At 61.1% G+C, this 21,839-nt stretch carries 22 protein-coding genes; 11 read left to right on the top strand and 11 right to left on the bottom strand.

Annotated features, from left to right (window positions below; all coding sequences use genetic code 11):
* Positions 1-66 precede the first annotated feature (66 nt).
* Genes AC1RME_RS12410 through AC1RME_RS12400 form a run of 3 tightly spaced genes read right to left on the bottom strand, consistent with a single transcriptional unit; the run spans position 67 to position 3,631 of the window.
* Positions 67-339 (bottom strand): oxidative damage protection protein, encoded by a 273-nt coding sequence (locus AC1RME_RS12410; protein ID WP_007952551.1) that lies wholly within the window; start codon positions 337-339, stop codon positions 67-69.
* On the bottom strand, positions 336-1,403 hold the full coding sequence (gene mutY / locus AC1RME_RS12405; RefSeq protein WP_096821952.1) for an A/G-specific adenine glycosylase: 1,068 nt from the start codon (positions 1,401-1,403) through the stop codon (positions 336-338). The genes AC1RME_RS12410 and mutY overlap by 4 nt, the downstream gene beginning before the upstream one ends.
* Positions 1,400-3,631, bottom strand: coding sequence for an AsmA family protein (locus AC1RME_RS12400; protein ID WP_096821953.1), 2,232 nt, complete (start codon positions 3,629-3,631; stop codon positions 1,400-1,402). Before AC1RME_RS12400 ends, mutY begins: the two co-directional genes overlap by 4 nt.
* 353 nt (positions 3,632-3,984) lie before the next feature.
* Here AC1RME_RS12400 and AC1RME_RS12395 point away from each other — a divergent pair, with 353 nt between their 5' ends.
* The 7 genes from AC1RME_RS12395 (at position 3,985) to AC1RME_RS12365 (ending at position 9,797) form a co-directional block, all read left to right on the top strand.
* Positions 3,985-5,649, top strand: coding sequence for an OFA family MFS transporter (locus tag AC1RME_RS12395; RefSeq protein WP_096821954.1), 1,665 nt, complete (start codon positions 3,985-3,987; stop codon positions 5,647-5,649).
* A gap of 263 nt (positions 5,650-5,912) precedes the next feature.
* Positions 5,913-6,506 carry an imidazoleglycerol-phosphate dehydratase HisB gene (hisB, locus tag AC1RME_RS12390; RefSeq protein WP_085712764.1) on the top strand — a complete coding sequence of 198 codons (594 nt, stop codon included), beginning with the start codon at positions 5,913-5,915 and terminating at the stop codon, positions 6,504-6,506.
* Complete coding sequence (hisH, locus tag AC1RME_RS12385; protein ID WP_085712765.1) at positions 6,506-7,144, top strand: imidazole glycerol phosphate synthase subunit HisH; 639 nt, start codon at positions 6,506-6,508, stop codon at positions 7,142-7,144. The genes hisB and hisH overlap by 1 nt, the downstream gene beginning before the upstream one ends.
* Positions 7,145-7,405 carry a DUF2164 domain-containing protein gene (locus AC1RME_RS12380; RefSeq protein WP_096821955.1) on the top strand — a complete coding sequence of 87 codons (261 nt, stop codon included), beginning with the start codon at positions 7,145-7,147 and terminating at the stop codon, positions 7,403-7,405.
* 42 nt (positions 7,406-7,447) lie between these two features.
* Positions 7,448-8,185, top strand: a complete 738-nt coding sequence (gene hisA, locus AC1RME_RS12375) for a 1-(5-phosphoribosyl)-5-[(5-phosphoribosylamino)methylideneamino]imidazole-4-carboxamide isomerase (protein WP_003220753.1) — start codon at positions 7,448-7,450, stop codon at positions 8,183-8,185.
* Positions 8,186-8,194: 9 nt separating this feature from the next.
* Complete coding sequence (gene hisF / locus AC1RME_RS12370) at positions 8,195-8,965, top strand: imidazole glycerol phosphate synthase subunit HisF (protein WP_007897430.1); 771 nt, start codon at positions 8,195-8,197, stop codon at positions 8,963-8,965.
* A gap of 76 nt (positions 8,966-9,041) precedes the next feature.
* Positions 9,042-9,797: a substrate-binding periplasmic protein gene (locus AC1RME_RS12365; RefSeq protein WP_493091303.1), complete on the top strand. Its 756-nt coding sequence runs from the start codon at positions 9,042-9,044 to the stop codon at positions 9,795-9,797.
* Here AC1RME_RS12365 and AC1RME_RS12360 read toward each other — a convergent pair.
* From AC1RME_RS12360 to gpmI, 5 genes are all read right to left on the bottom strand, one after another.
* Complete coding sequence (locus AC1RME_RS12360) at positions 9,778-11,178, bottom strand: Vps62-related protein (protein ID WP_493091301.1); 1,401 nt, start codon at positions 11,176-11,178, stop codon at positions 9,778-9,780. The genes AC1RME_RS12365 and AC1RME_RS12360 overlap by 20 nt on opposite strands.
* A gap of 108 nt (positions 11,179-11,286) precedes the next feature.
* Positions 11,287-12,063, bottom strand: coding sequence for a divergent polysaccharide deacetylase family protein (locus AC1RME_RS12355; RefSeq protein WP_493091299.1), 777 nt, complete (start codon positions 12,061-12,063; stop codon positions 11,287-11,289).
* Between the two features lie 2 nt (positions 12,064-12,065).
* Positions 12,066-13,385 (bottom strand): S41 family peptidase, encoded by a 1,320-nt coding sequence (locus AC1RME_RS12350; protein WP_096821959.1) that lies wholly within the window; start codon positions 13,383-13,385, stop codon positions 12,066-12,068.
* 34 nt (positions 13,386-13,419) lie between these two features.
* On the bottom strand, positions 13,420-14,724 hold the full coding sequence (locus tag AC1RME_RS12345; protein WP_096821960.1) for a murein hydrolase activator EnvC family protein: 1,305 nt from the start codon (positions 14,722-14,724) through the stop codon (positions 13,420-13,422).
* 136 nt (positions 14,725-14,860) lie between these two features.
* A complete protein-coding gene (gene gpmI / locus AC1RME_RS12340) occupies positions 14,861-16,387 on the bottom strand; it encodes a 2,3-bisphosphoglycerate-independent phosphoglycerate mutase (protein WP_493091296.1) in 1,527 nt (508 codons plus the stop codon).
* A 153-nt stretch (positions 16,388-16,540) separates the two neighbouring features.
* Between gpmI and AC1RME_RS12335 the strand changes: the two genes are divergently transcribed.
* From AC1RME_RS12335 to secB, 3 genes are read left to right on the top strand one after another with little or no spacing between them, the layout of a single operon-like run.
* Positions 16,541-16,954, top strand: coding sequence for a rhodanese-like domain-containing protein (locus AC1RME_RS12335; RefSeq protein WP_096821962.1), 414 nt, complete (start codon positions 16,541-16,543; stop codon positions 16,952-16,954).
* Position 16,955: 1 nt separating this feature from the next.
* Positions 16,956-17,210 carry a glutaredoxin 3 gene (gene grxC / locus AC1RME_RS12330; RefSeq protein ID WP_096821963.1) on the top strand — a complete coding sequence of 85 codons (255 nt, stop codon included), beginning with the start codon at positions 16,956-16,958 and terminating at the stop codon, positions 17,208-17,210.
* Between the two features lie 57 nt (positions 17,211-17,267).
* Positions 17,268-17,753, top strand: a complete 486-nt coding sequence (gene secB, locus AC1RME_RS12325) for a protein-export chaperone SecB (protein ID WP_085733279.1) — start codon at positions 17,268-17,270, stop codon at positions 17,751-17,753.
* Positions 17,754-17,818: 65 nt separating this feature from the next.
* Here secB and trmL read toward each other — a convergent pair whose 3' ends face one another.
* On the bottom strand, positions 17,819-18,274 hold the full coding sequence (trmL, locus tag AC1RME_RS12320; protein WP_096821964.1) for a tRNA (uridine(34)/cytosine(34)/5-carboxymethylaminomethyluridine(34)-2'-O)-methyltransferase TrmL: 456 nt from the start codon (positions 18,272-18,274) through the stop codon (positions 17,819-17,821).
* Between trmL and AC1RME_RS12315 the strand changes: the two genes are divergently transcribed.
* Positions 18,273-18,713: a hypothetical protein gene (locus AC1RME_RS12315; RefSeq protein WP_096821965.1), complete on the top strand. Its 441-nt coding sequence runs from the start codon at positions 18,273-18,275 to the stop codon at positions 18,711-18,713. The two genes, trmL and AC1RME_RS12315, sit on opposite strands and share 2 nt — an antisense overlap.
* A 410-nt stretch (positions 18,714-19,123) precedes the next feature.
* Here the strand turns inward: AC1RME_RS12315 and ntrC are convergent, their stop codons facing one another.
* On the bottom strand, positions 19,124-20,560 hold the full coding sequence (gene ntrC / locus AC1RME_RS12310) for a nitrogen regulation protein NR(I) (protein ID WP_096821966.1): 1,437 nt from the start codon (positions 20,558-20,560) through the stop codon (positions 19,124-19,126).
* Positions 20,557-21,642: a nitrogen regulation protein NR(II) gene (gene glnL, locus AC1RME_RS12305; protein WP_096821967.1), complete on the bottom strand. Its 1,086-nt coding sequence runs from the start codon at positions 21,640-21,642 to the stop codon at positions 20,557-20,559. The genes ntrC and glnL overlap by 4 nt, the downstream gene beginning before the upstream one ends.
* Positions 21,643-21,839: the final 197 nt, after the last annotated feature.

Raw genomic sequence — 21,839 nt, 5'->3', positions numbered from 1 at the left:
AAACACTTTTTTAAAATTTCTTAAATTAATTCCGTCGCTTACGATCCGACCCCCGATTTTCGGGGGTTATTCCGCTGGCGGCACGTAGCCTTCCGCCTGGGCGTATTCCTCGCCGGAGAAGTACTTGTCCATTTCGCCCTGCAGAAATTTGCGATCTTCGGCGTTCATCATGTTCAGGCGTTTTTCGTTGATCAGCAGGGTCTGGTGTTTCTGCCAGTCGGCCCAGGCCTTGGCCGAGACGTGTTCGAAGATGTCCTGGCCCTTGGCGCCCGGGTACGGTGGGCGCTCCAGACCTTCGAGTTGTTCTTTGTACTTGCGGCACATTACGGTGCGGGTCATGTCGACTCTCCTGCATTCAAGACGGCGGCCGCGCGTTCGAGCAAGGTTTTGACCGGGGCGGCGAGGCCCAGGCGCGGCGGGGTGGCGAGGTTATACCAGAGCCAGTCGGCCTCGGCCACGTGACCGCCGGCTTCCTGCACCTGAACCAGCCAGGGTTCGATGGACAGCTGGAAGTGACTGAAGGTGTGGACAAGGCTTGGCAGCGCCTGCTGCTCGCCCAGTTCCAGCGAGTGCTGCGCGGCGAGGTGTTGCAGGTCGTCGAGGTCGTCGAGTTCCGGCAGGCTCCACAAACCGCCCCACAATCCGCTGGAGGGGCGGCGATAAAGCAGAATCGCGCCCTCCTCGTTGGCCAGCAGCGGCATCAGCGTGCGTTTCTGCGGGATGGCTTTACGCGGTTTGGGAATCGGGTAGCGCGTCTCCAGGCCGAGCATATGCGCTTCGCAGCCCTTCTCCAGCGGACACAGCAGGCAGCTCGGCTTGCTGCGGGTGCAGAGCGTTGCGCCCAGATCCATCATCGCCTGAGTGTAGGCGTTGACTCGGTCCTGCGGCGTGAAGCGTTCTGCGTTGGCCCACAGCTGTTTGGCCACCTTCGGCTCGCCGGGGTAGCCCTCCTGCGCGGTAAAGCGCGCCAGCACCCGTTTGACGTTGCCGTCGAGGATCGGTGCGCGCAGGCCCATGCTGATGCTGGCAATCGCGCCAGCGGTGGACAGGCCGATGCCCGGCAAGTCCGTGAGTTTCTCGACATCGCGGGGAAACTCGCCGCCGTACTGGCTGACGACGATCTTCGCGGTCTTCTGCAAATTGCGCGCGCGGGTGTAGTAACCCAGGCCCGTCCACAGGTGCAGCACTTCGTCCTCCGGCGCTTCGGCCAGGGCTTCGACCGTCGGCAACGCGGCCATGAACCGGTCGAAGTAATTGAGCACGGTGCTGACCTGGGTTTGCTGCAACATGATCTCGGACACCCACACCCGGTATGGGTTGATGTCCTGTTGCCAAGGCAAATCATGGCGGCCGTGGCGGTCGAACCATTCCAGCACCGCCGTGGAAAACTGCTCCGCTCTCATCGCTTGAACAGCCCCTTCAATGCGTTTTTCAGTTCAGGGCTGACTTTGTCGCCCAGTTTCTCTTCGATTTTTTCGCTGAGTTTGTCGCCGGCCATTTTGGTCGCGACCTGGCCGAGCCGCTCGTTATCCACACGGCAAGCCTTGGCACCGAGCTCCAGCGGGCCACGGCAGCGCAGCGGCCACTCGATGCCGACGAATTTGTCGCCGACCTGACAGGCCGGGTCCGGCATGGCGCTGGTGTCGCCCTCGACGATGATGCCGACGCGATAGTCCATGCCCAGCACTTTCAGGTCGATGTCGCCGTCACCGTTGACGGTCATGCCCGGGATCCGCACTTTCAGGTCCGGGTTGCTGGCGACGCCGTTGCGGAAGGTCAGGTTGCCCTTGAGCTCCTGAAACGGCGTGTCCTTGCCGCGTGGCTCGCCGCTCAGGGATTTGCGGTTGAGCGTGGCGATGCCTTTGCACAGTTGCTGTTCAAGGTTGGCATTGAGCAGCACGCCGTTGTTGATCACGAAACTGGCGTTGCCGTTGAGGGTGTCGATCAGCGCCTGTTGGCTGTTGCCGCTACCGGTGACAGTGCTGGTGAGGTTCACCAGACCTTTGACCGGTGGATTCTTGCCCTGGCTTTCGAGGATTTTTTCCACCGGCACGCGGTTGATCCGGGTTTGCAGATTCAGCACTGGCGCGGTCTGGCGTACATCCAGCGTGCCCTTGGCTTCGAAGTCGCCGTTGTACAGCTCGCCGCGCAGATTCTCCAGGGTCAACAGGCCGCCCTGGCCGGTGGCTTTCAGTGCAGCGTTCTGGATCGGCAGCTTGTCGAGGGTCAACTGGCCGAAGGTCAGATCAGCGTTCACGTCGAGTTTGCTCAGGCGCTCAACAGGGAACAGTCGCTCGGTGCTCCAGGCACTTTTGCTCGGTTTGTCCGGCAGCGGGGTGCTGCCGGCGCCGGCCATGGCATCGGCTTCGGTGCTGGCGACTTCGGTCTGACGTGCCTGGGTGGCGCTGGTGGCTTTTTCCGATTTTGGCGGCAGGTAGCGGTCGATGTTGAAGGTGTCAGCCTTGAGGATCGCCCGCAGCGATTGCTTGGCGAAATCTTCGACGGCGATGCGGCCGCTGAAGCTGCTGTCGTCGAGTTTCAGGTTGATGTTGTCCAGCGCCACGCTGGTGGGCGTGGCAGACACGCGACTGACCAGCTCGACCTTGCTCAGGCTGCCTTCGGCCATGGCCGGCAGGGTCTGGCCGATGCTGTCGACAAATTTCGCCAGATCGAACTGGGCGATGGAAATCCCGCCGGTGATCTGCGGGGTCTTGTCGAGATCGTTGGCCTTCAGCTCACCCAAGGCGCGCAACTGGTTAGCGGAGATCTTGATCCCGGTCCATTCGGCGACGTTCGCAGCCTTGTCCAGCAGCATTTGCCCCTGGGCGGAGAACGTCATGGCCTTGCCTTGCAGTGGATCGCCGGTCAGTTCGCCGGACAGCTTCAAGTCTTCGAACTTGTAGCGTTGCAGGGCGCGCTCGATGCGCAACTCGCCATTGAGCTCGGTGCGTACTCGCAACACGGGCTGATTGGTGCTGAGGAACGCCGTGGCTTTCAGCGGAATGTTGGTTGAATCGTGTACAGCGCCGGTGCTCAGCTGGATGCTTTCGGCACTGAACTGCTTGCCGGTCTGCTCGTCGTTGTATTCAACGCGGGCGTTGTTGACGGTCAGGCTGTCGATGTCGAGGCGGATCGGCTGCGGCGGTTTTTCCGGCTGGGCAGGCGTTTCAGCAACCGGTTCGCCAGCGGCAACCGGCGGGGTGCTGCCCGGCGCAGGCGCTGCGGCAGGCAGCTTGCCGATGTCTTCCCAGTTGCCGTGACCGTTCTTGTCACGGTTCAGGCGCAGGTTCAGGCCTTCGACACGCACATCGCTCATCTGCACTTCGCGGCGCAACAGCGGCAGCACGCGCACGGACAGACCGAGCATCTGCAGATCGGCAAACGGTTCGGCAGGCTTGATCAGGGTGGCGACGCTGGCCTCGTGCAATTCCAGGCCGAGCCACGGGAACAGGCTCCAGCCGATATCGCCATTGAGCGTCAGCTCGATGTGGGCCTTGTCGCGGGCTATCTGGCGGATCTCGTCTTTGTAGTCGTTGGGATCGAAGAGGTGGGTCAGGGCGAAGCCCGCCGCCACAATGATCAGCAACAGCCCGAGAAGTACCAGACCCAGGATTTTGCCGAACGCTTTCATGGGCGAGTCCTTGTAGTTAGTCGAATTCGTAATTTAGCCGGGGAGTATAGCGCTGCATAACCCCGCGCTGGTGCGGCGTCCTGAGGAACCTGTTGATCCGCGACGTGCAGCGCTTCGACAACGGTCGGCAGGAGGGTTCCCCGGTCACAGGAGATCAGATGACTCAAAAAAGGTGATATCAGTTTGGTTTTTCTGTCACGTGCAGATGGTAACCTTCGCCCGTTCGTCCGCCCTTCTGCGACTTTTGGTCGCGCCTCAAGGAGCTTCACCCACCAACACGGTCATGCCTGCGTGCATAAAGGCCGGGGGTGAGCAGTGGCTGGCGAACCATACTAATAATTGGGGGATACACAATGAGCACGAGCATTACGGCGGACGGCCTCAGCGCCGCCCAGCCTGCGTTCCTGTCCAAGGAACGCATCATCGCCAAGCCCGGTTTCAACCGCTGGCTGGTACCACCGGCCGCTCTGGCCATTCACCTGTGCATCGGCATGGCCTACGGTTTTTCCGTGTTCTGGCTGCCGTTGTCCAAGGCGCTGGGCATCACCGCTCCGGTGGCTTGCGCGCCGGACATGAGCTTCATCGCACAAGTCTTCTCGTCGCAATGCGACTGGCCGATCTCCATGCTCGGCTGGATCTACACCCTGTTCTTCATCTTCCTCGGCTGCTCGGCAGCGATCTGGGGTGGCTGGCTCGAACACGCCGGCCCGCGCAAGGCCGGTGTGGTCTCGGCACTGTGCTGGTGTGGCGGTCTGCTGATCTCGGCGTTGGGTATTTATACCCATCAGATCTGGCTGATGTGGATCGGCTCCGGCGTGATCGGCGGTATCGGTCTGGGCCTGGGCTACATCTCGCCGGTGTCGACCCTGATCAAATGGTTCCCGGACAAGCGCGGCATGGCCACCGGCATGGCGATCATGGGCTTCGGTGGTGGTGCGATGGTCGGTGCGCCACTGGCGACCGCTCTGATGAGCCATTTCGCTTCGCCGGCTGGCGTGGGTGTGTGGCAGAGCTTTGTGGCCATGGCCGCGATCTACTTCGTGTTCATGATCGGTGGTGCGCTGTCGTACCGCGTCCCGCCGACCGGCTGGAAGCCTGAAGGCTGGACCGCGCCAGCGAAGAAAGCGTCGAATGCGATGATCACCCACCGTCACGTACACGTGAATGTGGCGTGGAAAACCCCGCAATTCCGTCTGGTGTGGCTGGTGCTGTGCCTGAACGTGTCCGCCGGTATCGGCATCCTCGGCATGGCTTCGCCACTGTTGCAGGAAGTGTTCGGCGGCAAGCTGCTGGGCAATGATCTGCCGTTCGGTCAGCTGGATGCCGGGCAACTGGCGTCGATCGCAGCGATTGCGGCCGGTTTCACTGGTCTGCTGAGCCTGTTCAACATCGGCGGCCGGTTCTTCTGGGCGTCGTTCTCGGACTACCTGGGTCGCAAGAACACCTACTTCGTGTTCTTCGCGCTGGGCTTTGCGCTGTACGCGCTGATTCCGAACCTCGGCCATCTGGGCAACGTTGCGCTGTTCGTGGCGGCGTTCTGCATCATCCTGTCGATGTACGGCGGTGGCTTCGCAACCGTTCCGGCATATCTGGCCGACCTGTTCGGCACGCAGATGGTCGGCGCGATCCACGGTCGTCTGCTGACGGCATGGGCTGCTGCTGGCGTGCTGGGTCCGGTGCTGGTGAACTACCTGCGTGAGTATCAACTGAGCATCGGCGTTGAACGCGCGGCGGCTTACGACATCACCCTGTACATCCTCGCCGGCCTGCTGGTGCTGGGTTTTCTGTGCAACCTGCTGGTGCGTCCGGTGGCAGACAAGTACTTCATGACCGACGCCGAACTGGCTGCCGAGCAGGCGCTGGGCCACGACAAGGGTGCTGACAGCAGTACCGTGCTTGAGTGGAAAGCCGCGCCGGGCAGCAAGCCGTTGGCGGTTGCTGCGTGGCTGGCGGTCGGGATTCCGTTGGCGTGGGGTGTGTGGGTGACCCTGCAGAAGACGGCGGTGCTGTTCCACTAAGTAAAACGTCGTAACCCTGTGGGAGCGAGCCTGCTCGCGATAGCGGTCTGACAGTCGACAGTGATGTTGAATGTGTGGCCCTCATCGCGAGCAAGCACGCTCCCACAGTTGTTTTGGGCTGTCCGAAATGGCTTGTATGGACATGTCTATCCCCGACAGTACGGGCTTCTATCCGTCTGCCATATCACGTCTCGTGTTTCTGTTTCGGCCCCACGCCCCTATAATGGCTGCCTTTTTCGCCCAATGATTTTGCGGAGCTGGTGATGGCCGAACGTAAGGCGTCTGTCGAGCGCGACACTCTGGAAACCCAGATCAAAGCCTCGATCAACCTTGATGGCACCGGAAAGGCCCGATTCGATATCGGTGTTCCTTTTCTTGAGCACATGCTGGATCAGATCGCCCGTCACGGGTTGATCGACCTGGATATCCAATGCAAGGGCGATCTGCATATCGACGACCACCATACCGTGGAAGACGTCGGTATCACTCTCGGCCAGGCCTTCGCGCAAGCCATCGGCGACAAGAAAGGCATCCGTCGCTACGGCCATGCCTACGTGCCGCTCGATGAAGCGCTGTCGCGCGTAGTGATCGACTTCTCCGGCCGTCCGGGCCTGCAGATGCACGTGCCGTACACCCGCGCCACCGTCGGCGGCTTCGACGTCGACCTGTTCCAGGAATTCTTCCAGGGCTTCGTCAACCACGCGCTGGTCAGCCTGCACATCGACAACCTGCGTGGCACCAACACTCACCACCAGATCGAAACCGTGTTCAAGGCTTTCGGCCGCGCGCTGCGCATGGCCGTCGAGCTGGACGACCGCATGGCCGGCCAGATGCCTTCGACCAAGGGCGTGCTGTAATGCAGACGGTTGCGGTAATCGACTACGGCATGGGCAACCTGCACTCGGTGGCCAAGGCCCTCGAGCACGTTGGCGCCGGCAAAGTGCTGATCACCAGCGATGCGGACGTGATCCGCGAAGCCGACCGCGTGGTTTTTCCCGGTGTCGGCGCGATTCGCGATTGCATGGCGGAGATCCGTCGCCTCGGTTTCGACTCGCTGGTACGTGAAGTCAGCCAGGATCGCCCGTTCCTCGGCATCTGCGTCGGCATGCAAGCCTTGCTCGACACCAGCGAAGAGAACGACGGTGTCGACTGCATCGGTCTGTTCCCGGGCGCGGTGAAGTTCTTCGGCAAAGACCTGCATGAAGACGGCGAGCACCTGAAAGTCCCGCACATGGGCTGGAACGAAGTGAAACAGTCGGTGGATCACCCGCTGTGGCACAACATTCCGGACCTGGCGCGTTTCTACTTCGTGCACAGCTACTACATCGCCGCCGGTAACCCGCGGCAGGTGGTCGGCAGCGGTCATTACGGTGTCGATTTCGCCGCGGCGCTGGCCGAGGGTTCGCGTTTCGCCGTGCAGTTCCACCCGGAGAAGAGCCATACCCATGGCCTGCAATTGCTGCAGAACTTCGCTGCGTGGGATGGTCGCTGGTAAATGGCCGTCAAGAAATCCAAGCCGCCGATCCTGACCCTCACGCCCGAGCAGGAAAGCGACGCCAATCGCAAGATCCAGCGGTTCATGGAGGATCGTTTCGAACTGGACCTGGGTTCGTTCGAGGCGGCGGAAATTCTTGAGCTGTTTACCCGCGAAATTGCTCCGCACTATTACAACAGGGCGATTTTCGATGTGCAGACCCACCTCAAGGAGCGGTTTGAAAGCATCGAAAGCGACCTGTGGGCGCTCGAGAAAAACTGATTTCCGAGCCAAGCTGAACATTCAAATTTGAAGGTTTGCCAGATGCTGATTATTCCCGCTATCGATCTCAAAGACGGTGCCTGCGTACGTCTGCGCCAGGGCCGCATGGAAGATTCCACAGTGTTCTCCGATGACCCGGTGAGCATGGCTGCCAAGTGGGTGGAGGGCGGTTGCCGTCGTCTGCATCTGGTCGACCTGAACGGCGCTTTCGAAGGCCAACCGGTCAACGGCGAAGTGGTGACCGCCATCGCCAAGCGCTACCCGACTTTGCCGATCCAGATCGGCGGCGGCATCCGTTCGCTGGAAACCATCGAACACTACGTCAAGGCCGGCGTGAGCTACGTGATCATCGGCACCAAAGCGGTGAAGGATCCGGCGTTCGTCGCGGAAGCCTGCCGTGCGTTCCCGGGCAAGATCATCGTCGGTCTGGATGCCAAAGACGGTTTTGTCGCCACCGATGGCTGGGCTGAAATCAGCACCGTGCAGGTCATCGACCTGGCCAAACAGTTTGAAGCCGACGGCGTGTCCTCGATCGTTTATACCGACATCGCCAAAGACGGCATGATGCAGGGCTGCAACGTACCGTTCACCGCTGCGCTGGCTGCTGCCACTAAGATCCCGGTGATCGCGTCCGGCGGCATTCACAACCTGGGTGACATCAAGTCGCTGCTCGACGCCAAGGCGCCAGGCATCATCGGCGCCATCACCGGCCGGGCGATCTACGAAGGCACTCTCGACGTCGCCGAAGCGCAAGCTTTCTGCGACTCGTACCAAGGCTGAGGACTGACCATGGCGCTGGCCAAACGCATCATCCCTTGCCTGGACGTGGACAACGGCCGGGTCGTCAAAGGTGTGAAATTCGAGAACATCCGTGACGCCGGCGATCCGGTGGAAATCGCCCGTCGCTACGACGAGCAGGGTGCCGACGAGATTACCTTTCTCGACATCACCGCCAGTGTCGATGGTCGCGACACCACGCTGCATACCGTCGAGCGCATGGCCAGCCAGGTGTTCATTCCGCTGACCGTCGGCGGCGGCGTGCGGACCGTGCAGGACATTCGCAATCTGCTCAATGCCGGTGCGGACAAGGTGTCGATCAACACCGCTGCCGTGTTCAACCCGGAATTCGTCGGCGAAGCGGCGCAGCATTTCGGCTCGCAATGCATCGTCGTCGCCATCGACGCGAAGAAGGTTTCGGGCCCGGGCGAAACCCCGCGCTGGGAAATCTTCACCCACGGCGGTCGCAAGCCGACCGGCCTCGACGCGGTCGAGTGGGCGAAGAAAATGGAAGGCTTGGGTGCCGGTGAAATCCTCCTGACCAGCATGGATCAGGACGGCATGAAAAACGGTTTCGACCTGGGTGTGACCCGCGCCATCAGCGATGCGCTGGGGATCCCGGTGATCGCTTCCGGTGGCGTCGGCAACCTGCAGCATCTGGCCGATGGCATCCTCGAAGGCCACGCCAGTGCCGTACTGGCGGCGAGTATTTTCCACTTCGGCGAATACACGGTTCAGGAAGCCAAGGCTTACATGGCTCACCGCGGCATCGTAATGCGTTAAACATCCATACAGGCCAGTGGACAGCATGGCGTACCCAAGGCACTCTTGGGCACGCCATGGATTTCGGTAGCCCGACATGATCAAACGCCTGCTTCTCGCTCTCGCCAGTGCCTCCGTGTTGTTGATCAACACTGGCCACGCCGAAGAAAGTCCCGACACCGATCTGGTGCTCCTCACCGAAAACTTCCCGCCGTACAACATGGCGAAGAACGGCAAGAATTTCGCTCAAGACGAAAACATCAACGGCATCGCCACAGACATTGTGCGCGAGATGTTCAAGCGTGCCGGCATCACTTACAGTCTGACCCTGCGCTTCCCCTGGGAACGGGTCTACAAGCTCGCGCTGGAGAACCCCGGTTACGGTGCTTTCGTCATGGCACGCCTGCCGGATCGCGAGACGCTGTTCAAGTGGGTCGGCCCCATCGGCCCGGATGACTGGGTCATGCTGGCCAAAGCCGACAGCAAGATCACCCTCGAAACCCTGAACGATGCGCGCAAGTACAAGATCGGCGCTTACAAAGGCGATGCGATTGCCGAGACCCTAGCCAAGCAGGGCCTGAAACCGGTGGTGGTGTTGCGCGATCAGGACAACGCCAAAAAGCTCGTCAGCGGTCAGATCGACCTGTGGGCTACCGGCGATCCCGCCGGCCGTTATCTGGCGCGGCAGGATGGCGTGACCGGGTTGAAAACCGTACTTCGCTTCAACAGCGCCGAACTGTATCTGGCGCTGAACAAGGAAGTGCCGGACGAAGCCGTTGCCAAGCTTCAGGCAGCGCTTGATCAGATGCGCAAGGACGGCGTGGTCGACGAGATCATGGGGCGGTATCTGTAACTGTTGCTGATTCTTTCGTTGATTGCGGACCTGCCACGGGCTCCGCAGCCGGCAGCTTTTCAGGTTCCTTCTCTGGCTCGATGGCAGTCGGTTTCTCAAGTTCTTTCTTCGTATCCTTTGACGGTTCCGGCTCGGCCGGGTAGTCAGTCAGATGCAGGCTATTCATATCGGTATAGCTGAGATGGCCTTCCACTTGTGAACCGTCTTCGCGCAGCAATCGGTAGTCGCTCTGCATAAGATAAATCGCTGCGAACCGGTTTTTCGCAACCAGCGCAATAACTTCTGCCTGTTCGGAGTTCACCCATTCATAGGGTGCCGATTCGGTGTTGCAGAAACTGTCGCCCAACCTGGCTGAGCAGGTGATGGCCGACTCAGGCGCAGACAATGCCGACGGCCATTGGCTGCCGATGTCGATTCCGGTTTTGCGCGTGAACGTGCGCACCATTTCGAAGGATTGGGCTCGGCCGGCTCTCCACCTGAAAGGGCGATGCATGTCTGTGCTGTTCTGGTCTTGGCCGACGAGCAAGTAGCGATCAGTTCTTTCCATACGATAAAACGGTGAAGTGCGTAGCTGTACAAGGCTTGTCATCGCCGGGTCGCTGACCGTGAACCACGGCAATCGGACGACCTGTGTAATCTTGGGTGGCGTCAGGATGGCGGAGGCATCATGCCCGGTCAGTACAGGGGCCGCCGGAGGCGTATCGACCTGAAGCGCAATAGGCATCCGTAAGGCATAGGCCGTGATGGATGCAGCAGGTTTGCTGTAGCCGTTGGCACCGATAAACGTGCCGGGTGCAAAGAATATCTCCCCGGCAGGTGCGGTCGGAGGCTTGACGCTCCAGGTGCTGAAATCGCGGTCGGCTCCGCTACCCTTGTCGCTCCAGATCAGTGCGTTGGCGCTTGCGGCGACCACCAGATCTGCACGTACACAACGAACGGCGTTGAAGGACGGCTTGTTGCGGTCGTTGGAACATACCATTCCGACTGCCACATAGCCTTCGGGAGGAATCGGCCGCCATACGGAGCAGTCACCGTTGGCGCGCGAACCTGAATCGCTCCATACCCGTTGGTAATCATCAGGCCTGCTCAGTGCCGGCCCCTTGCCGGCTTCGGCATTCTGCGGATCGCCCTCGCGGACAACCGCCATCACCTGCCTGTCGTTGATATTGTCCCGTCCGGAGACAACGAGATCGCCCAAGGAAAAATAGCCGGGCAGCAGGTCGGGAGCCGGTGTCGGGCGCCAGAAGCTGCCGGGTTTTGAATTCGAGCCTGTGTTGTCCCAGATCCGGTGAAACTCGGTGGTGAAATTGATCAGCAGGTTTTCAACTGCAATGGGCTCCATCTGCCGAACAGATGAGTTGAGAGAAGTTTGGGTGTTCATGATTGATCCCGAATAAAGAAAGCGGCTTGGTGTCGCCGCGACGGGTCTCAATATCCGGGTATGGAGGGGGCTGGCTGCGGTATCTATCTATTGCTTCGTGACAGCTTGTTACCGGTAGACGCCGTCTTTGCCATGAGCGGCCGTGGCGCGATTGCTGCGCACGCTGATCATCTGCTTGATGTCGATCCAGTCGATGCCTTGGGCTTTCAGCTTCGGCAGTTCCCGTTCCAGCACAGCCAGAGTCTGTGGATAAGGATGGCCGATCATCACCGCCGAACCCTGCTTGCGAGCCAGGCTGATCGCCGTCTGCAACTGGGTGAAAATCGCCGCTTCAGTGCGCTCGTCATCGAGAAACACATCCCGCGAGACGCTCGCCAGATCGATCTTCTGTGCCTGTTGAGCAGCGACCGTTTGCGCGCTGGTGCGGCTGTCGACGAAGAACTTGTGACGGCGCTGCAACTCACCCATCAACCAGGCCATCGCCACTGGTTGTGCGGTCATGCGACTGCCCATGTGGTTGTTGATGCCGGCGGTGTAGGGGACCCTCTTGAATGCGGCGTCGAGGCGTTTCTCAAGTTCTTCGATGGGCAGTTCAGGATGCCAGGCAAACGGGCCGGTGGCCGGGTCCATCGGCATGTGCAGGATCACGATCTTGCCGGCGCGATGGGCTTCGCGGGCAAATTCGGTGGCGTGCGGGGTGTCGGGCATGATTGCCGTGGTGACGGGCCCGGGGAGGGCCAGCACGCGGCGATCCCGGGGCAGGTTCTGCCCCAGGTCGTCGATGATCAGTGTCAGGTAGGCTTTTTGTGGTGTCGGTCTGGCAGGCTCTGCGTGAGCAGCACCCGCCAGACAGCACAGCAGGACAAAGACAAGACGCAAAGACATCCTCAACGGCCGGACGTGATGCTCAGGCCTTTGAGCAGGCTCAGGGCCTGGGCCAACTGGTAATCGTCATCCTGCGGCATGGCTTTCGGTTTCGCGCCGGAGCCGGTCGGTTTGTCTGCGCCGCCGTTGCCGTTGCCCAGGTGACCCTGCAGGTCGGCTTCCTTGAAGTATTCGCCGTCCGCTTCGTTGGTGATCTTGGCCTTGCGCACTTCGATGTCCGGGACGATGCCCTGGGCCTGGATCGAGCGGCCGTTCGGCGTGAAGTACAGCGCGGTGGTGATCTTCAACGCACGGTCGTTGTTCAGCGGCAGCACGGTTTGCACCGAGCCTTTGCCGAAACTGGTGGTGCCCATGACCACGGCGCGTTTCTGGTCTTGCAGGGCGCCGGCGACGATTTCCGAGGCCGAGGCACTGCCACCGTTGATCAGCACGACCATTGGCACGGCTTCGCTTTCGTCCTTGCCGGTGGCGGAGAAGCGCAGTTCGGAGTTGGCGATCCGGCCTTTGGTGTAGACGATCAGGCCTTTGGTGATGAAGTGGTCGACCACTTCCACCGCTGCCTGCAGCACGCCGCCCGGGTTGTTGCGCAGGTCAAGGATGATGCCGTTGAGCTTCTTGCCGTTGTCCTTGCGCAGCTTGGCCAGGGCCTTGGAGACTTCCTCGCCGGTCTTGACCTGGAACTGGGTGATGCGGATCAGGCCGTAACCCGATTCCAGCAGTTGCGCCTTGACGCTCTTCACCTGGATCACCGCACGGGCCAGGGTCACGTCGAACGGCGTACCGCCGTCGCGGACCAGGGTCAGGGTGATTTTCTGGCCGATCTTGCCGCGCATCTTGTCCACGGCTTCGGTCATGGTCTGGCCACGGGTCGGCGCGCCGTTGATCTTGACGATGAAGTCACCGGCCTGAATGCCGGCCTTCGACGCTGGCGTATCGTCGATTGGCGACACAACCTTGATGAAACCGTCTTCCGAGCCGACTTCGATGCCCAAGCCGCCGAACTCACCGCTGGTGCTTTCCTGCAGCTCGGTGAAATCTTCCGGGCCGAGGTAGGCCGAGTGCGGGTCGAGGTTGCTGAGCATGCCCTTGATGGCGTTTTCCAGCAGGGTCTTGTCGTCCACCGGTTCGACATAAGCGGCCTTGATCCGGTCCATGACCTCGGCAAAGGTGCGCAACTCTTCCAGCGGCAGCGGGGCCTTGGAAGTCGCGGCAGTGCCTGCCGGAGCGACAGCCGGAGCCGGTTGAGCGGCGAACGCCAGAGGCGCGCCGATCACCAGGGCGATCGTCAGGGCCAGCGAGGTAAGACGGGACAAATGCAGCATGTCGAACGAACTCCTAAAGTTGGTGACTCAACGCCTATCCTTGCGCGCGGCACCATTGCGCCGGATCACTCGGGTGACCCTGCTGACGAATTGCGAAATACAGCGCTGGTGTGTCCTGCCCGCCACTGCTACCGACAGTGGAGATGGACTCACCGGCTTTTACCACGTCACCAGCCGACTTCAGCAGCGTCTGGTTATGACCGTAAAGGCTCAGAAAACCGTTGCCGTGATCAAGGATCACCAGCAGCCCGGCACCGCGCAACCAGTCGGCAAACACCACGCGCCCGCCGTGTACGGCGTGCACCTGGCTGCCGGCGGAGGCGCTGATCATCACGCCATCCCACTTGGTGCGGGCATCGTCGCCACGGGTTTCACCGAAGCGTGCCAGCAGTCGACCATCAACCGGCCATGGAAGTTTTCCCCGGGTGGCGGCAAAAGGGCCGCCGAATGTCTCGCCGCTGCTGGAAACCAGCGCGCCAGGTGTGGGTCTGGCTTGTTTTCGCGGGGCGTCGCTGGTGTCCGAGTCCGCGTCGGCGCGGGCCTGGGCCTCACGCAAACGCTTTTTTTCGGCTTCCTGCTGGGCGATGAGCGCTTTCTGTCGCGCTTCTTCTGCCTCACGGGCCTGGCGGGCCAGGGTTTCTTCAATGGTTTTAAGGACTTTAGACAGGTCTGCCTGATCCTGCTCGCGGGAGGCCAGTTTCTGATCGCGCGCCTTCACGTCGTCGTTGAGCTTGGCCAGCACCTGCTGGCGCTCCTTGCGAACCTTGTCGAGTGCGTCGCGCTGGGTATCCAGGTCGCTTTTCTGCACCAGCAACTGGGCTTGCTGCGTGGAAATGTCTTTTTCGACATTGGCCAGCTGGCGCAGGGTTTCGTTGAAATTCTTCAGCTGCTCCAGGCGGGCCTGGCTCAGGTAGTCGTAATAGGTGAGGGTGCGGGCGAATTTCTCGGGATTCTGCTGGTTGAGCAGCAGCTTGAGGTATTCCTGCCGGCCGTTCTGATAGGCCGCGCGGGCCTGGATGGCGATCAGTCGTTGCTGTTCAGTGCGCGCGCTCTGGAGTTTTTTTTTCTCCGCATCGAGCCGCTGCAGCTCGGATTCGCTCTTTTTCAGCTCTTTTTGCAGGGCGTCGACCTGTTTCTCGAGATTGCCCATCTCGGTTTCAGTGCCCTTGAGCTCTTTCTGAACGCCGGATTTTTCTTCCTGGAGCTTGCCCAGCAGCTTTTTCAGCTCGGCGATATCCTGACGCGTGGCGTCCAACTGTTGTTGGGTTTGCGCGCGCTCGTCAGCGAAGGCCGGTTGGAGCAGGCATGTCAGAGCGAGGGCGATCAGGACGCGAAGCATAGAGGCGGGCGGCACCAGGGTAAGGGACGGCCTAGTATGCCCGCCCCACGCGGCAAAAAAAACGCCTCAAAGCCAACTGCTTTGAGGCGTTCGTCATAAAAAGCCGTTTCAGGCTGATTACAGGGCGTTTTTGATATCAGACCAGAATCGAAGTGCCAGTCATTTCCGCTGGTTTTTCCAGCCCCAGCAGTTTGAGCATGGTCGGCGCCACGTCCGCCAGCACGCCGCCTTCACGGACCTTGAGGTCGCGTTTGCCGACATAGATGAACGGCACCGGTTCGGTGGTGTGAGCGGTGTGCGCCTGGCCGGTGGCTTCGTCGGCCATTTGTTCGACGTTACCGTGGTCGGCGGTGATCAGCGCTTCGCCGCCGACCTTTTCCAGCGCCTCGACGATGCGGCCGACGCAGGTGTCCAGGCATTCCACGGCTTTTACCGCCGCCTCGAACACACCGCTGTGGCCGACCATGTCGCCGTTGGCGTAGTTGACCACGATCACGTCGTAGCGCTGATTCTCGATGGCATCGACGATGCGGTCGGTGACTTCCGGTGCGCTCATTTCCGGCTGAAGGTCATAAGTGGCGACTTTCGGCGACGGGATCAGGATGCGCTCTTCGCCCGGGAACGGTTCTTCGCGACCGCCGGAGAAGAAGAAGGTCACGTGGGCGTACTTTTCGGTTTCGGCGATGCGCAGCTGGGTCTTGCCGTTTTTCGCCAGATAGTCGCCGAGAACATTTTCCAGGCTGCCCGGCGCAAAGGCTGCGGGGGCCGGGATGCTGGCGGCGTATTGGGTCAGGCCCACGTACTGCACTTTTGGCTGGCGGGTGCGTTCGAATTCCTTGAAACCGTCTTCGACAAACACGCGGCTCAGCTCGCGGGCACGGTCGGCGCGGAAGTTCATGAACACCACGGCGTCGCCGTCTTCGACTTGCACGGGCTCACCGATGCTGGTGGCCTTGACGAATTCGTCGCTCTCGCCACGGGCGTAAGCGGCTTCCAGGCCTTCCTGAGCGGTGGCGGCATTGAATTCGCCCTTGCCGTCGACGATCAGGTTGTAGGCCTGGGAAACGCGATCCCAGCGGTTGTCGCGGTCCATGGCGAAGTAGCGGCCGATGATGCTGGCGATGCGGCCCTTACCCAGTGCCTGAAAGGTCGCGTCGAGCAGCTCGATCGACGAAGCGGCGCTTTTCGGCGGCGTGTCACGGCCATCGAGGAAGGCGTGCAGGTAGATTTTTTCGGCGCCACGCTTGAAGGCCAGTTCGGCCATGGCGATCAGATGATCCTGGTGACTGTGAACGCCGCCGTCCGACAGCAGACCCATGAAATGCACGGCCTTGCCGGCGGCCACGGCTTTGTCCACGGCGGCGCAGATGGTCGGGTTCTCGAAGAACTCGCCGTCGCGGATCGCTTTGGTCACGCGCGTGAAGTCCTGATACACCACGCGGCCGGCGCCGAGGTTCATGTGGCCGACTTCGGAGTTGCCCATTTGGCCGTCCGGCAGGCCGACGTCCATGCCGCTGCCCGAGATCAGGCCGTTCGGCACGGTGGCCCACAGGCGATCCAGCACAGGCTTTTTGGCCGCGAAGACGGCGTTGGATTCGGGGCTGTCGCTGTGACCGAAGCCGTCGAGAATCATCAGGACCAAAGGTTTAGGCGTGGTAGTCATGGAATCCACTCGTGGCTAATAAAGAAGAGGGCGATGGAAAAGGGAGTTGGAGTTTAAAGCGAAGTTCCGACCGCGTCACCGCCGGACGGGGTTTGGCCCACCATAGTGGCTGTGTATACTGGCCGACATTTTAACGCCCTGGAACCTCCTTCGATGGTTGCTCACCTGATTGAATTTGCCACTAACCACTACATTCTTGTCGGTATCTTCGTCGTACTGCTGGCATTGCTGCTGGCGCACACAGTGCAGGGCGGCGGTAAAAGCCTGAGCACGGGCGAGCTGACCGCACTGGTCAACAAGGAAGCCGGCGTGGTGGTGGACATCCGTCCGAGCAAGGATTACGCCGCCGGTCACATCGTTGGCGCGGTGAACATTCCCCAGGACAAACTGGCCGCCCGTATCGGCGAGCTGGAAAAACACAAGGCCAAGACCATCATTCTGGTCGACGCCCTGGGCCAGACGGCCGGCACCCACGCCCGCGAGCTGATGAAATCCGGCTTCACCGCTGCCAAGCTGTCCGGCGGGATTTCCAGCTGGAAAGGCGACAACCTGCCGCTGGTGAAGTGACATGAGCGAAGTCATCGTCTACTCCAGCGATTACTGCCCTTACTGCTCGCGCGCCAAGTACCTGCTCGCGAACAAAGGCGTGGCCTTCGAAGAGATCAAGGTCGATGGCAAGCCGCAAGTGCGCGCCGCCATGGCCCAGAAGGCCGGACGCACGTCCGTGCCGCAGATCTGGATCGGCGACACCCACGTCGGCGGATGTGACGATTTGTTTGCCCTGGAGCGCGCCGGCAAGCTCGACGCGCTGCTCAAGGCCTGAACTGCTGCACCTGCAAACCAAGAACCCTAAAAGACCCAAGATCAGAAAGGATCTGAGATGACTGACCAACAGAACACTGCAGCCAGCGAAGAAGAAACCGCACCGCAATTCTCCTTGCAGCGCATCTACGTACGCGACCTGTCCTTCGAAGCCCCGAAAAGCCCGGCGATCTTCCGCCAGCAGTGGGACCCGGCGGTCGGTCTGGATCTGAACACCCGTCAGAAGGCGCTGGAAGGCGATTTCTACGAAGTCGTACTGACCCTGTCCGTCACCGTGAAAAACGGTGAAGAAGTCGCCTTCATCGCTGAAGTGCAACAGGCCGGTATCTTCCTGATCAAGAACCTGGACGCGGCTTCGATGAGCCACACCCTGGGTGCGTTCTGCCCGAACATTCTGTTCCCGTACGCTCGCGAAACCCTGGACAGCCTGGTGACCCGCGGTTCGTTCCCGGCCCTGATGCTGGCCCCGGTGAACTTCGACGCCCTGTACGCGCAAGAGCTGCAGCGCATGCAGGAAGCCGGCGAGACCCCGACCGTTCAGTAAGCGGTCGATGCAACAACGAAAAAAGCGCCGTTACAGGCGCTTTTTTCTTGGGCGATCGTATGGTGTTACTTGAAGTCGTTCTGCCGCCACGCTTCGTACACGGCCACTGCCACGGTGTTCGACAGATTCAGGCTGCGGCAACCTTCACGCATTGGCAGGCGCAGGCGCTGTTCGGCGGGCAGGGCATCCAGCACTTCCGGCGGCAGGCCACGGCTTTCCGGGCCGAAGATGAAGGCATCGCCGGGGACGAACGCCGCATCGTGAAACGGTCGCGAACCCTTGGTGGTGAAGGCGAACAACCGAGGGTTATCGAGGCTTTCCAGGCAACTGGCCAGGTCGGCATGGCGCTGCAGAGTGGCATACTCGTGGTAGTCGAGACCGGCGCGACGCAGGCGCTTGTCGTCCATCTCGAAGCCCAGCGGTTCGATCAAATGCAGGTGGCAGCCGCTGTTGGCGCACAGCCTGATAACGTTACCGGTGTTCGGTGGAATTTCCGGTTGAAAAAGGATGACGTGAAACATGCACGGCTCCGAAGGTAAAGATGACGCGCATTCTACGCCGCAAGCCGACCCGCGTTCGAAACTATTCCCGCGGGTGATGGCGTCGCTGGCGATCGTCGGTGTGATGGTCGGGATGATGATCGGCCGTTTGACCACGCCTGACCCGAGCGTCTTGCAACAGGTCGAGGTGGCTGATGGCGGTCTGACGGTCTGGTTCAACAACGAGCCGAAGCTGCACGGCGAGATCGTCGATGGCAGCGTTGCGCTGTTGTTCGAGGCCGAAGGCAAGGCGCAGAAGGGCCAGCTCAAGCTCAACGGCAAGGACGTGAACTGGCGGACGCGATTGAGTGATGGGGGCCTGTTGCTGACGTTGGTAGCAGCGCGACCGCTGCAAGGGGAGTGGGCCGGCAGCAAGGTCGATGACCGCTGGCGGCTGGAGATCCATCTCCGGGAGCAATAAAAGAGGGAATCCCCGGCCTGCCTGTACCAAGGTTCCCGAAACGGGCGGGCTCATCGCATTGCGTACTGAGCCGGTGTAAAGAAGGAACCCCTGACCTGCCTGTATCAAGGGCCTCAAAAGGGTGGACTCGATGAGTCCGGTGTAAAGAGGGGAATCCCCGGCCTGCCTGTACCAAGGCCCCCGAAAGGGTTGGTGAAACGAATCACCTGATTGGGTTATTGCAGGGGGCGTGCCAGTTTTTATCGTTTTGAAACAAAAAAGCCCGATACAACGACGAAGGCCCCGTAATACGGGGCCTTCGTCTTTTCACCGGATGGTTTTTTCAGCGGGTTGCGGTGCAGGAATGAGCCAGCGGCCGTGCCCGATTACGGGTCACGGTGCCTTGCGGCGGTGCAGGCGGGCGCTGAAGGTCAGCCTTCTTCGCCTTCGTCGTCATCCCCGCCATCGACCTTCATTCCCAGTTCCTTGATCTTGCGGGTCAAGGTGTTCCGGCCCCAGCCCAGCAACACGGCAGCGTCACGACGACGCCCGGCGGTGTGCTTCAGCGCCGTCTCGATCATGATCCGCTCGAACGCCGGTACCGCGCTGTCGAGCAGGCTCGACTGGCCACGCGCCAACGCCTGATCGGCCCACTGACGCAGCGCCTGTTCCCAATTGGTCACCGGTGCCGAGTCTTGCGGCAGGCTCAGCAGTTCCGGTGGCAGGTCGCTGATGTGCACCTCGCGCCCGGACGCCATCACCGTGATCCAGCGGCAGGTGTTTTCCAGCTGACGCACGTTGCCCGGCCATGGCAGGTTTTTCAGGTATTCCTCGGTCTCGCTTTTCAGCAGTTTTGGCTCTACCGCCAGTTCTTGTGCTGCGCGGCTGAGGAAGTGCTTGGCCAGGGTCGGGATGTCTTCGCGACGGTCCGACAGGCGCGGAATGTGGATGCGGATCACGTTGAGGCGGTGGAACAAGTCCTCACGGAATTTCCCGGCGTGAACCAGGGTTTCCAGATTCTGGTGAGTCGCGGCGATGATTCGTACATCGACCTTGACCGGCACGTGCCCGCCGACGCGGTAGAACTCGCCGTCGGCCAGTACCCGCAGCAGTCGGGTCTGGGTGTCCGCCGGCATGTCGCCGATTTCATCGAGGAACAGCGTGCCGCCGTCAGCCTGCTCGAAACGCCCGCGACGCAGGTTGGCCGCGCCGGTGAAGGCGCCTTTCTCGTGGCCGAACAGCTCGGACTCCATCAGATCCTTCGGGATCGCCGCCATGTTCAGCGCGATGAACGGCGAGGCCGCACGCGGGCTGTGGCGGTGCAGGGCGTGAGCCACCAGTTCTTTACCGGTGCCCGACTCGCCGTTGATCAGCACGGTGATGTTGGAGTGGCTCAAGCGCCCGATGGCGCGAAACACTTCCTGCATCGCCGGCGCTTCGCCGATGATTTCCGGGGTGCGGGTCAGGGTCGGCGCGACTTCCAGGCCCTGTTGTTCCTGGGCGTGCTGATTGGCGCGTTTGACCAGAGACACCGCTTCGTCGACATCGAACGGTTTGGGCAGGTACTCGAAGGCACCGCCCTGATAGGAGGCGACAGCGCTGTCCAGATCGGAGTGAGCGGTCATGATGATGACCGGCAGTCGTGGGTGTTGCTCGCGAATCCGCGCCAGAAGGTCCAGACCGCTGGCACCCGGCATGCGGATGTCGGAGATGATCACGTCCGGCTGCTGGCGCGCCAGGCGACTCATCACGCCATCGGCACTGTCGAAGCTCTGGGTGGTCATGCCTTCCTGTTGCAGGGCTTTTTCCAGGACCCAACGGATAGAACGGTCGTCATCGACGATCCACACGGTTTCACTACGGCTCATGTCGATGTGGCTCCTTGTTCCAGTGGCAGAAAGATCGAGAACGTGGTGTGGCCTGGATGGCTGTCACACTCGATCAGGCCCTGGTGCTGGCTGATGATGTTCTGGGTGATGGCCAGGCCCAGCCCGGTACCGTCCGGACGGCCGCTGACCATGGGAAAGAAAATGGTTTCCTGGAGTTCCGCCGGGATCCCCGGACCGTTGTCGATGATCTCGATCTTGGTCACCAGGCGATGGCGGATGTGGCCAATGGTGAACTGGCGCATGGCGCGGGTGCGCAGGCTGATGCGGCCCAGGCGCAACTCGTTCTGGCTGCTGATCGCCTGCATCGCGTTGCGCACGATGTTCAGCACGGCCTGAATCATTTGCTCGCGGTCGATCAATACGTCGGGAATGCTCGGGTCGTAATCGCGCACCAGCGTGATGCAGCCCTGGCTTTCGGCCTCGACCAACTGGCAAACGCGCTCCAGCACTTCGTGGACGTTGCACAGGGCCAGCGACGGCAGTTTGTTCGAGCCGAGCATGCGGTCGACCAGATTGCGCAGGCGGTCGGCCTCTTCAATGATCACGTTGGTGTAGTCGCGCAGGCTGTCTTCCGGCAGTTCCCGGGCCAGCAGTTGCGCGGCGCCACGGATGCCGCCCAGCGGGTTCTTGATCTCGTGGGCGAGGCCGCGCACCAGCATCTTGCTGGTTTCCTGCTTCGACAGTTGCGCCTCTTCCTTGGTGATCCGCAGCAAGCGGTCGCGAGGGTGAACCTCCAGCAACAGCAGGGTCGCGCCGTTGCTGAGGATCGGCGTCACCGCGTAGTCCACGGTCAGGGTCTGGCCGGTGAGGGCTGTGAGCATTGCTTCGCGCTTGGTGAACGGGTGCGCCTGTTCAACCGCCTGGCGCAACGAATTGAGCGCCTCGGTGGACTCGGTGAACAGCTCACTGATGAACTGGCCATGGCTGCGCTGACCGCTGATGGCCAGCAGCATCTCCGCCGCCGGGTTCATGTACTCGAGGCGCAATTCGGCATCGAGCAGGATGGTGGCGGTGGTCAGGTTGTCGAGCAGCAAACGGTGGAGTGCGTCGCTTATGGTCATCAGGACCTCTTTTGGAGCAAGGCGTGCGCAAGGAACCAAGCGCCGATATCAGGAAAATGCAAAAACCAAACCAAGGCTCCGAAAAGAAGCGTTCGACCCCTGAAACGGGCGTTTGACGCTCGTTTGCGTGGCGATCGGCCGGCCCTGGCGGGTACTTTCGAACCAAAATGGGTTGCAATGTGGGTACGGTGCAGACT

The sequence above is a fragment of the Pseudomonas sp. GW822-FHT03F08 genome (assembly GCF_058801265.1).
This window is presented reverse-complemented; position numbering and strand designations above follow the sequence as displayed.

What these genes read in the sequence shown, in the direction of transcription:
- AC1RME_RS12410 (WP_007952551.1), bottom strand. Translation starts at nt 339, where the DNA reads ATGACCCGCACCGTAATGTGCCGCAAGTACAAAGAACAACTCGAAGGT.
- mutY (WP_096821952.1), bottom strand. Translation starts at nt 1,403, where the DNA reads ATGAGAGCGGAGCAGTTTTCCACGGCGGTGCTGGAATGGTTCGACCGC.
- AC1RME_RS12400 (WP_096821953.1), bottom strand. Translation starts at nt 3,631, where the DNA reads ATGAAAGCGTTCGGCAAAATCCTGGGTCTGGTACTTCTCGGGCTGTTG.
- AC1RME_RS12395 (WP_096821954.1), top strand. Translation starts at nt 3,985, where the DNA reads ATGAGCACGAGCATTACGGCGGACGGCCTCAGCGCCGCCCAGCCTGCG.
- hisB (WP_085712764.1), top strand. Translation starts at nt 5,913, where the DNA reads ATGGCCGAACGTAAGGCGTCTGTCGAGCGCGACACTCTGGAAACCCAG.
- hisH (WP_085712765.1), top strand. Translation starts at nt 6,506, where the DNA reads ATGCAGACGGTTGCGGTAATCGACTACGGCATGGGCAACCTGCACTCG.
- AC1RME_RS12380 (WP_096821955.1), top strand. Translation starts at nt 7,145, where the DNA reads ATGGCCGTCAAGAAATCCAAGCCGCCGATCCTGACCCTCACGCCCGAG.
- hisA (WP_003220753.1), top strand. Translation starts at nt 7,448, where the DNA reads ATGCTGATTATTCCCGCTATCGATCTCAAAGACGGTGCCTGCGTACGT.
- hisF (WP_007897430.1), top strand. Translation starts at nt 8,195, where the DNA reads ATGGCGCTGGCCAAACGCATCATCCCTTGCCTGGACGTGGACAACGGC.
- AC1RME_RS12365 (WP_493091303.1), top strand. Translation starts at nt 9,042, where the DNA reads ATGATCAAACGCCTGCTTCTCGCTCTCGCCAGTGCCTCCGTGTTGTTG.
- AC1RME_RS12360 (WP_493091301.1), bottom strand. Translation starts at nt 11,178, where the DNA reads ATGAACACCCAAACTTCTCTCAACTCATCTGTTCGGCAGATGGAGCCC.
- AC1RME_RS12355 (WP_493091299.1), bottom strand. Translation starts at nt 12,063, where the DNA reads ATGTCTTTGCGTCTTGTCTTTGTCCTGCTGTGCTGTCTGGCGGGTGCT.
- AC1RME_RS12350 (WP_096821959.1), bottom strand. Translation starts at nt 13,385, where the DNA reads ATGCTGCATTTGTCCCGTCTTACCTCGCTGGCCCTGACGATCGCCCTG.
- AC1RME_RS12345 (WP_096821960.1), bottom strand. Translation starts at nt 14,724, where the DNA reads ATGCTTCGCGTCCTGATCGCCCTCGCTCTGACATGCCTGCTCCAACCG.
- gpmI (WP_493091296.1), bottom strand. Translation starts at nt 16,387, where the DNA reads ATGACTACCACGCCTAAACCTTTGGTCCTGATGATTCTCGACGGCTTC.
- AC1RME_RS12335 (WP_096821962.1), top strand. Translation starts at nt 16,541, where the DNA reads ATGGTTGCTCACCTGATTGAATTTGCCACTAACCACTACATTCTTGTC.
- grxC (WP_096821963.1), top strand. Translation starts at nt 16,956, where the DNA reads ATGAGCGAAGTCATCGTCTACTCCAGCGATTACTGCCCTTACTGCTCG.
- secB (WP_085733279.1), top strand. Translation starts at nt 17,268, where the DNA reads ATGACTGACCAACAGAACACTGCAGCCAGCGAAGAAGAAACCGCACCG.
- AC1RME_RS12315 (WP_096821965.1), top strand. Translation starts at nt 18,273, where the DNA reads ATGCACGGCTCCGAAGGTAAAGATGACGCGCATTCTACGCCGCAAGCC.
- trmL (WP_096821964.1), bottom strand. Translation starts at nt 18,274, where the DNA reads ATGTTTCACGTCATCCTTTTTCAACCGGAAATTCCACCGAACACCGGT.
- ntrC (WP_096821966.1), bottom strand. Translation starts at nt 20,560, where the DNA reads ATGAGCCGTAGTGAAACCGTGTGGATCGTCGATGACGACCGTTCTATC.
- glnL (WP_096821967.1), bottom strand. Translation starts at nt 21,642, where the DNA reads ATGACCATAAGCGACGCACTCCACCGTTTGCTGCTCGACAACCTGACC.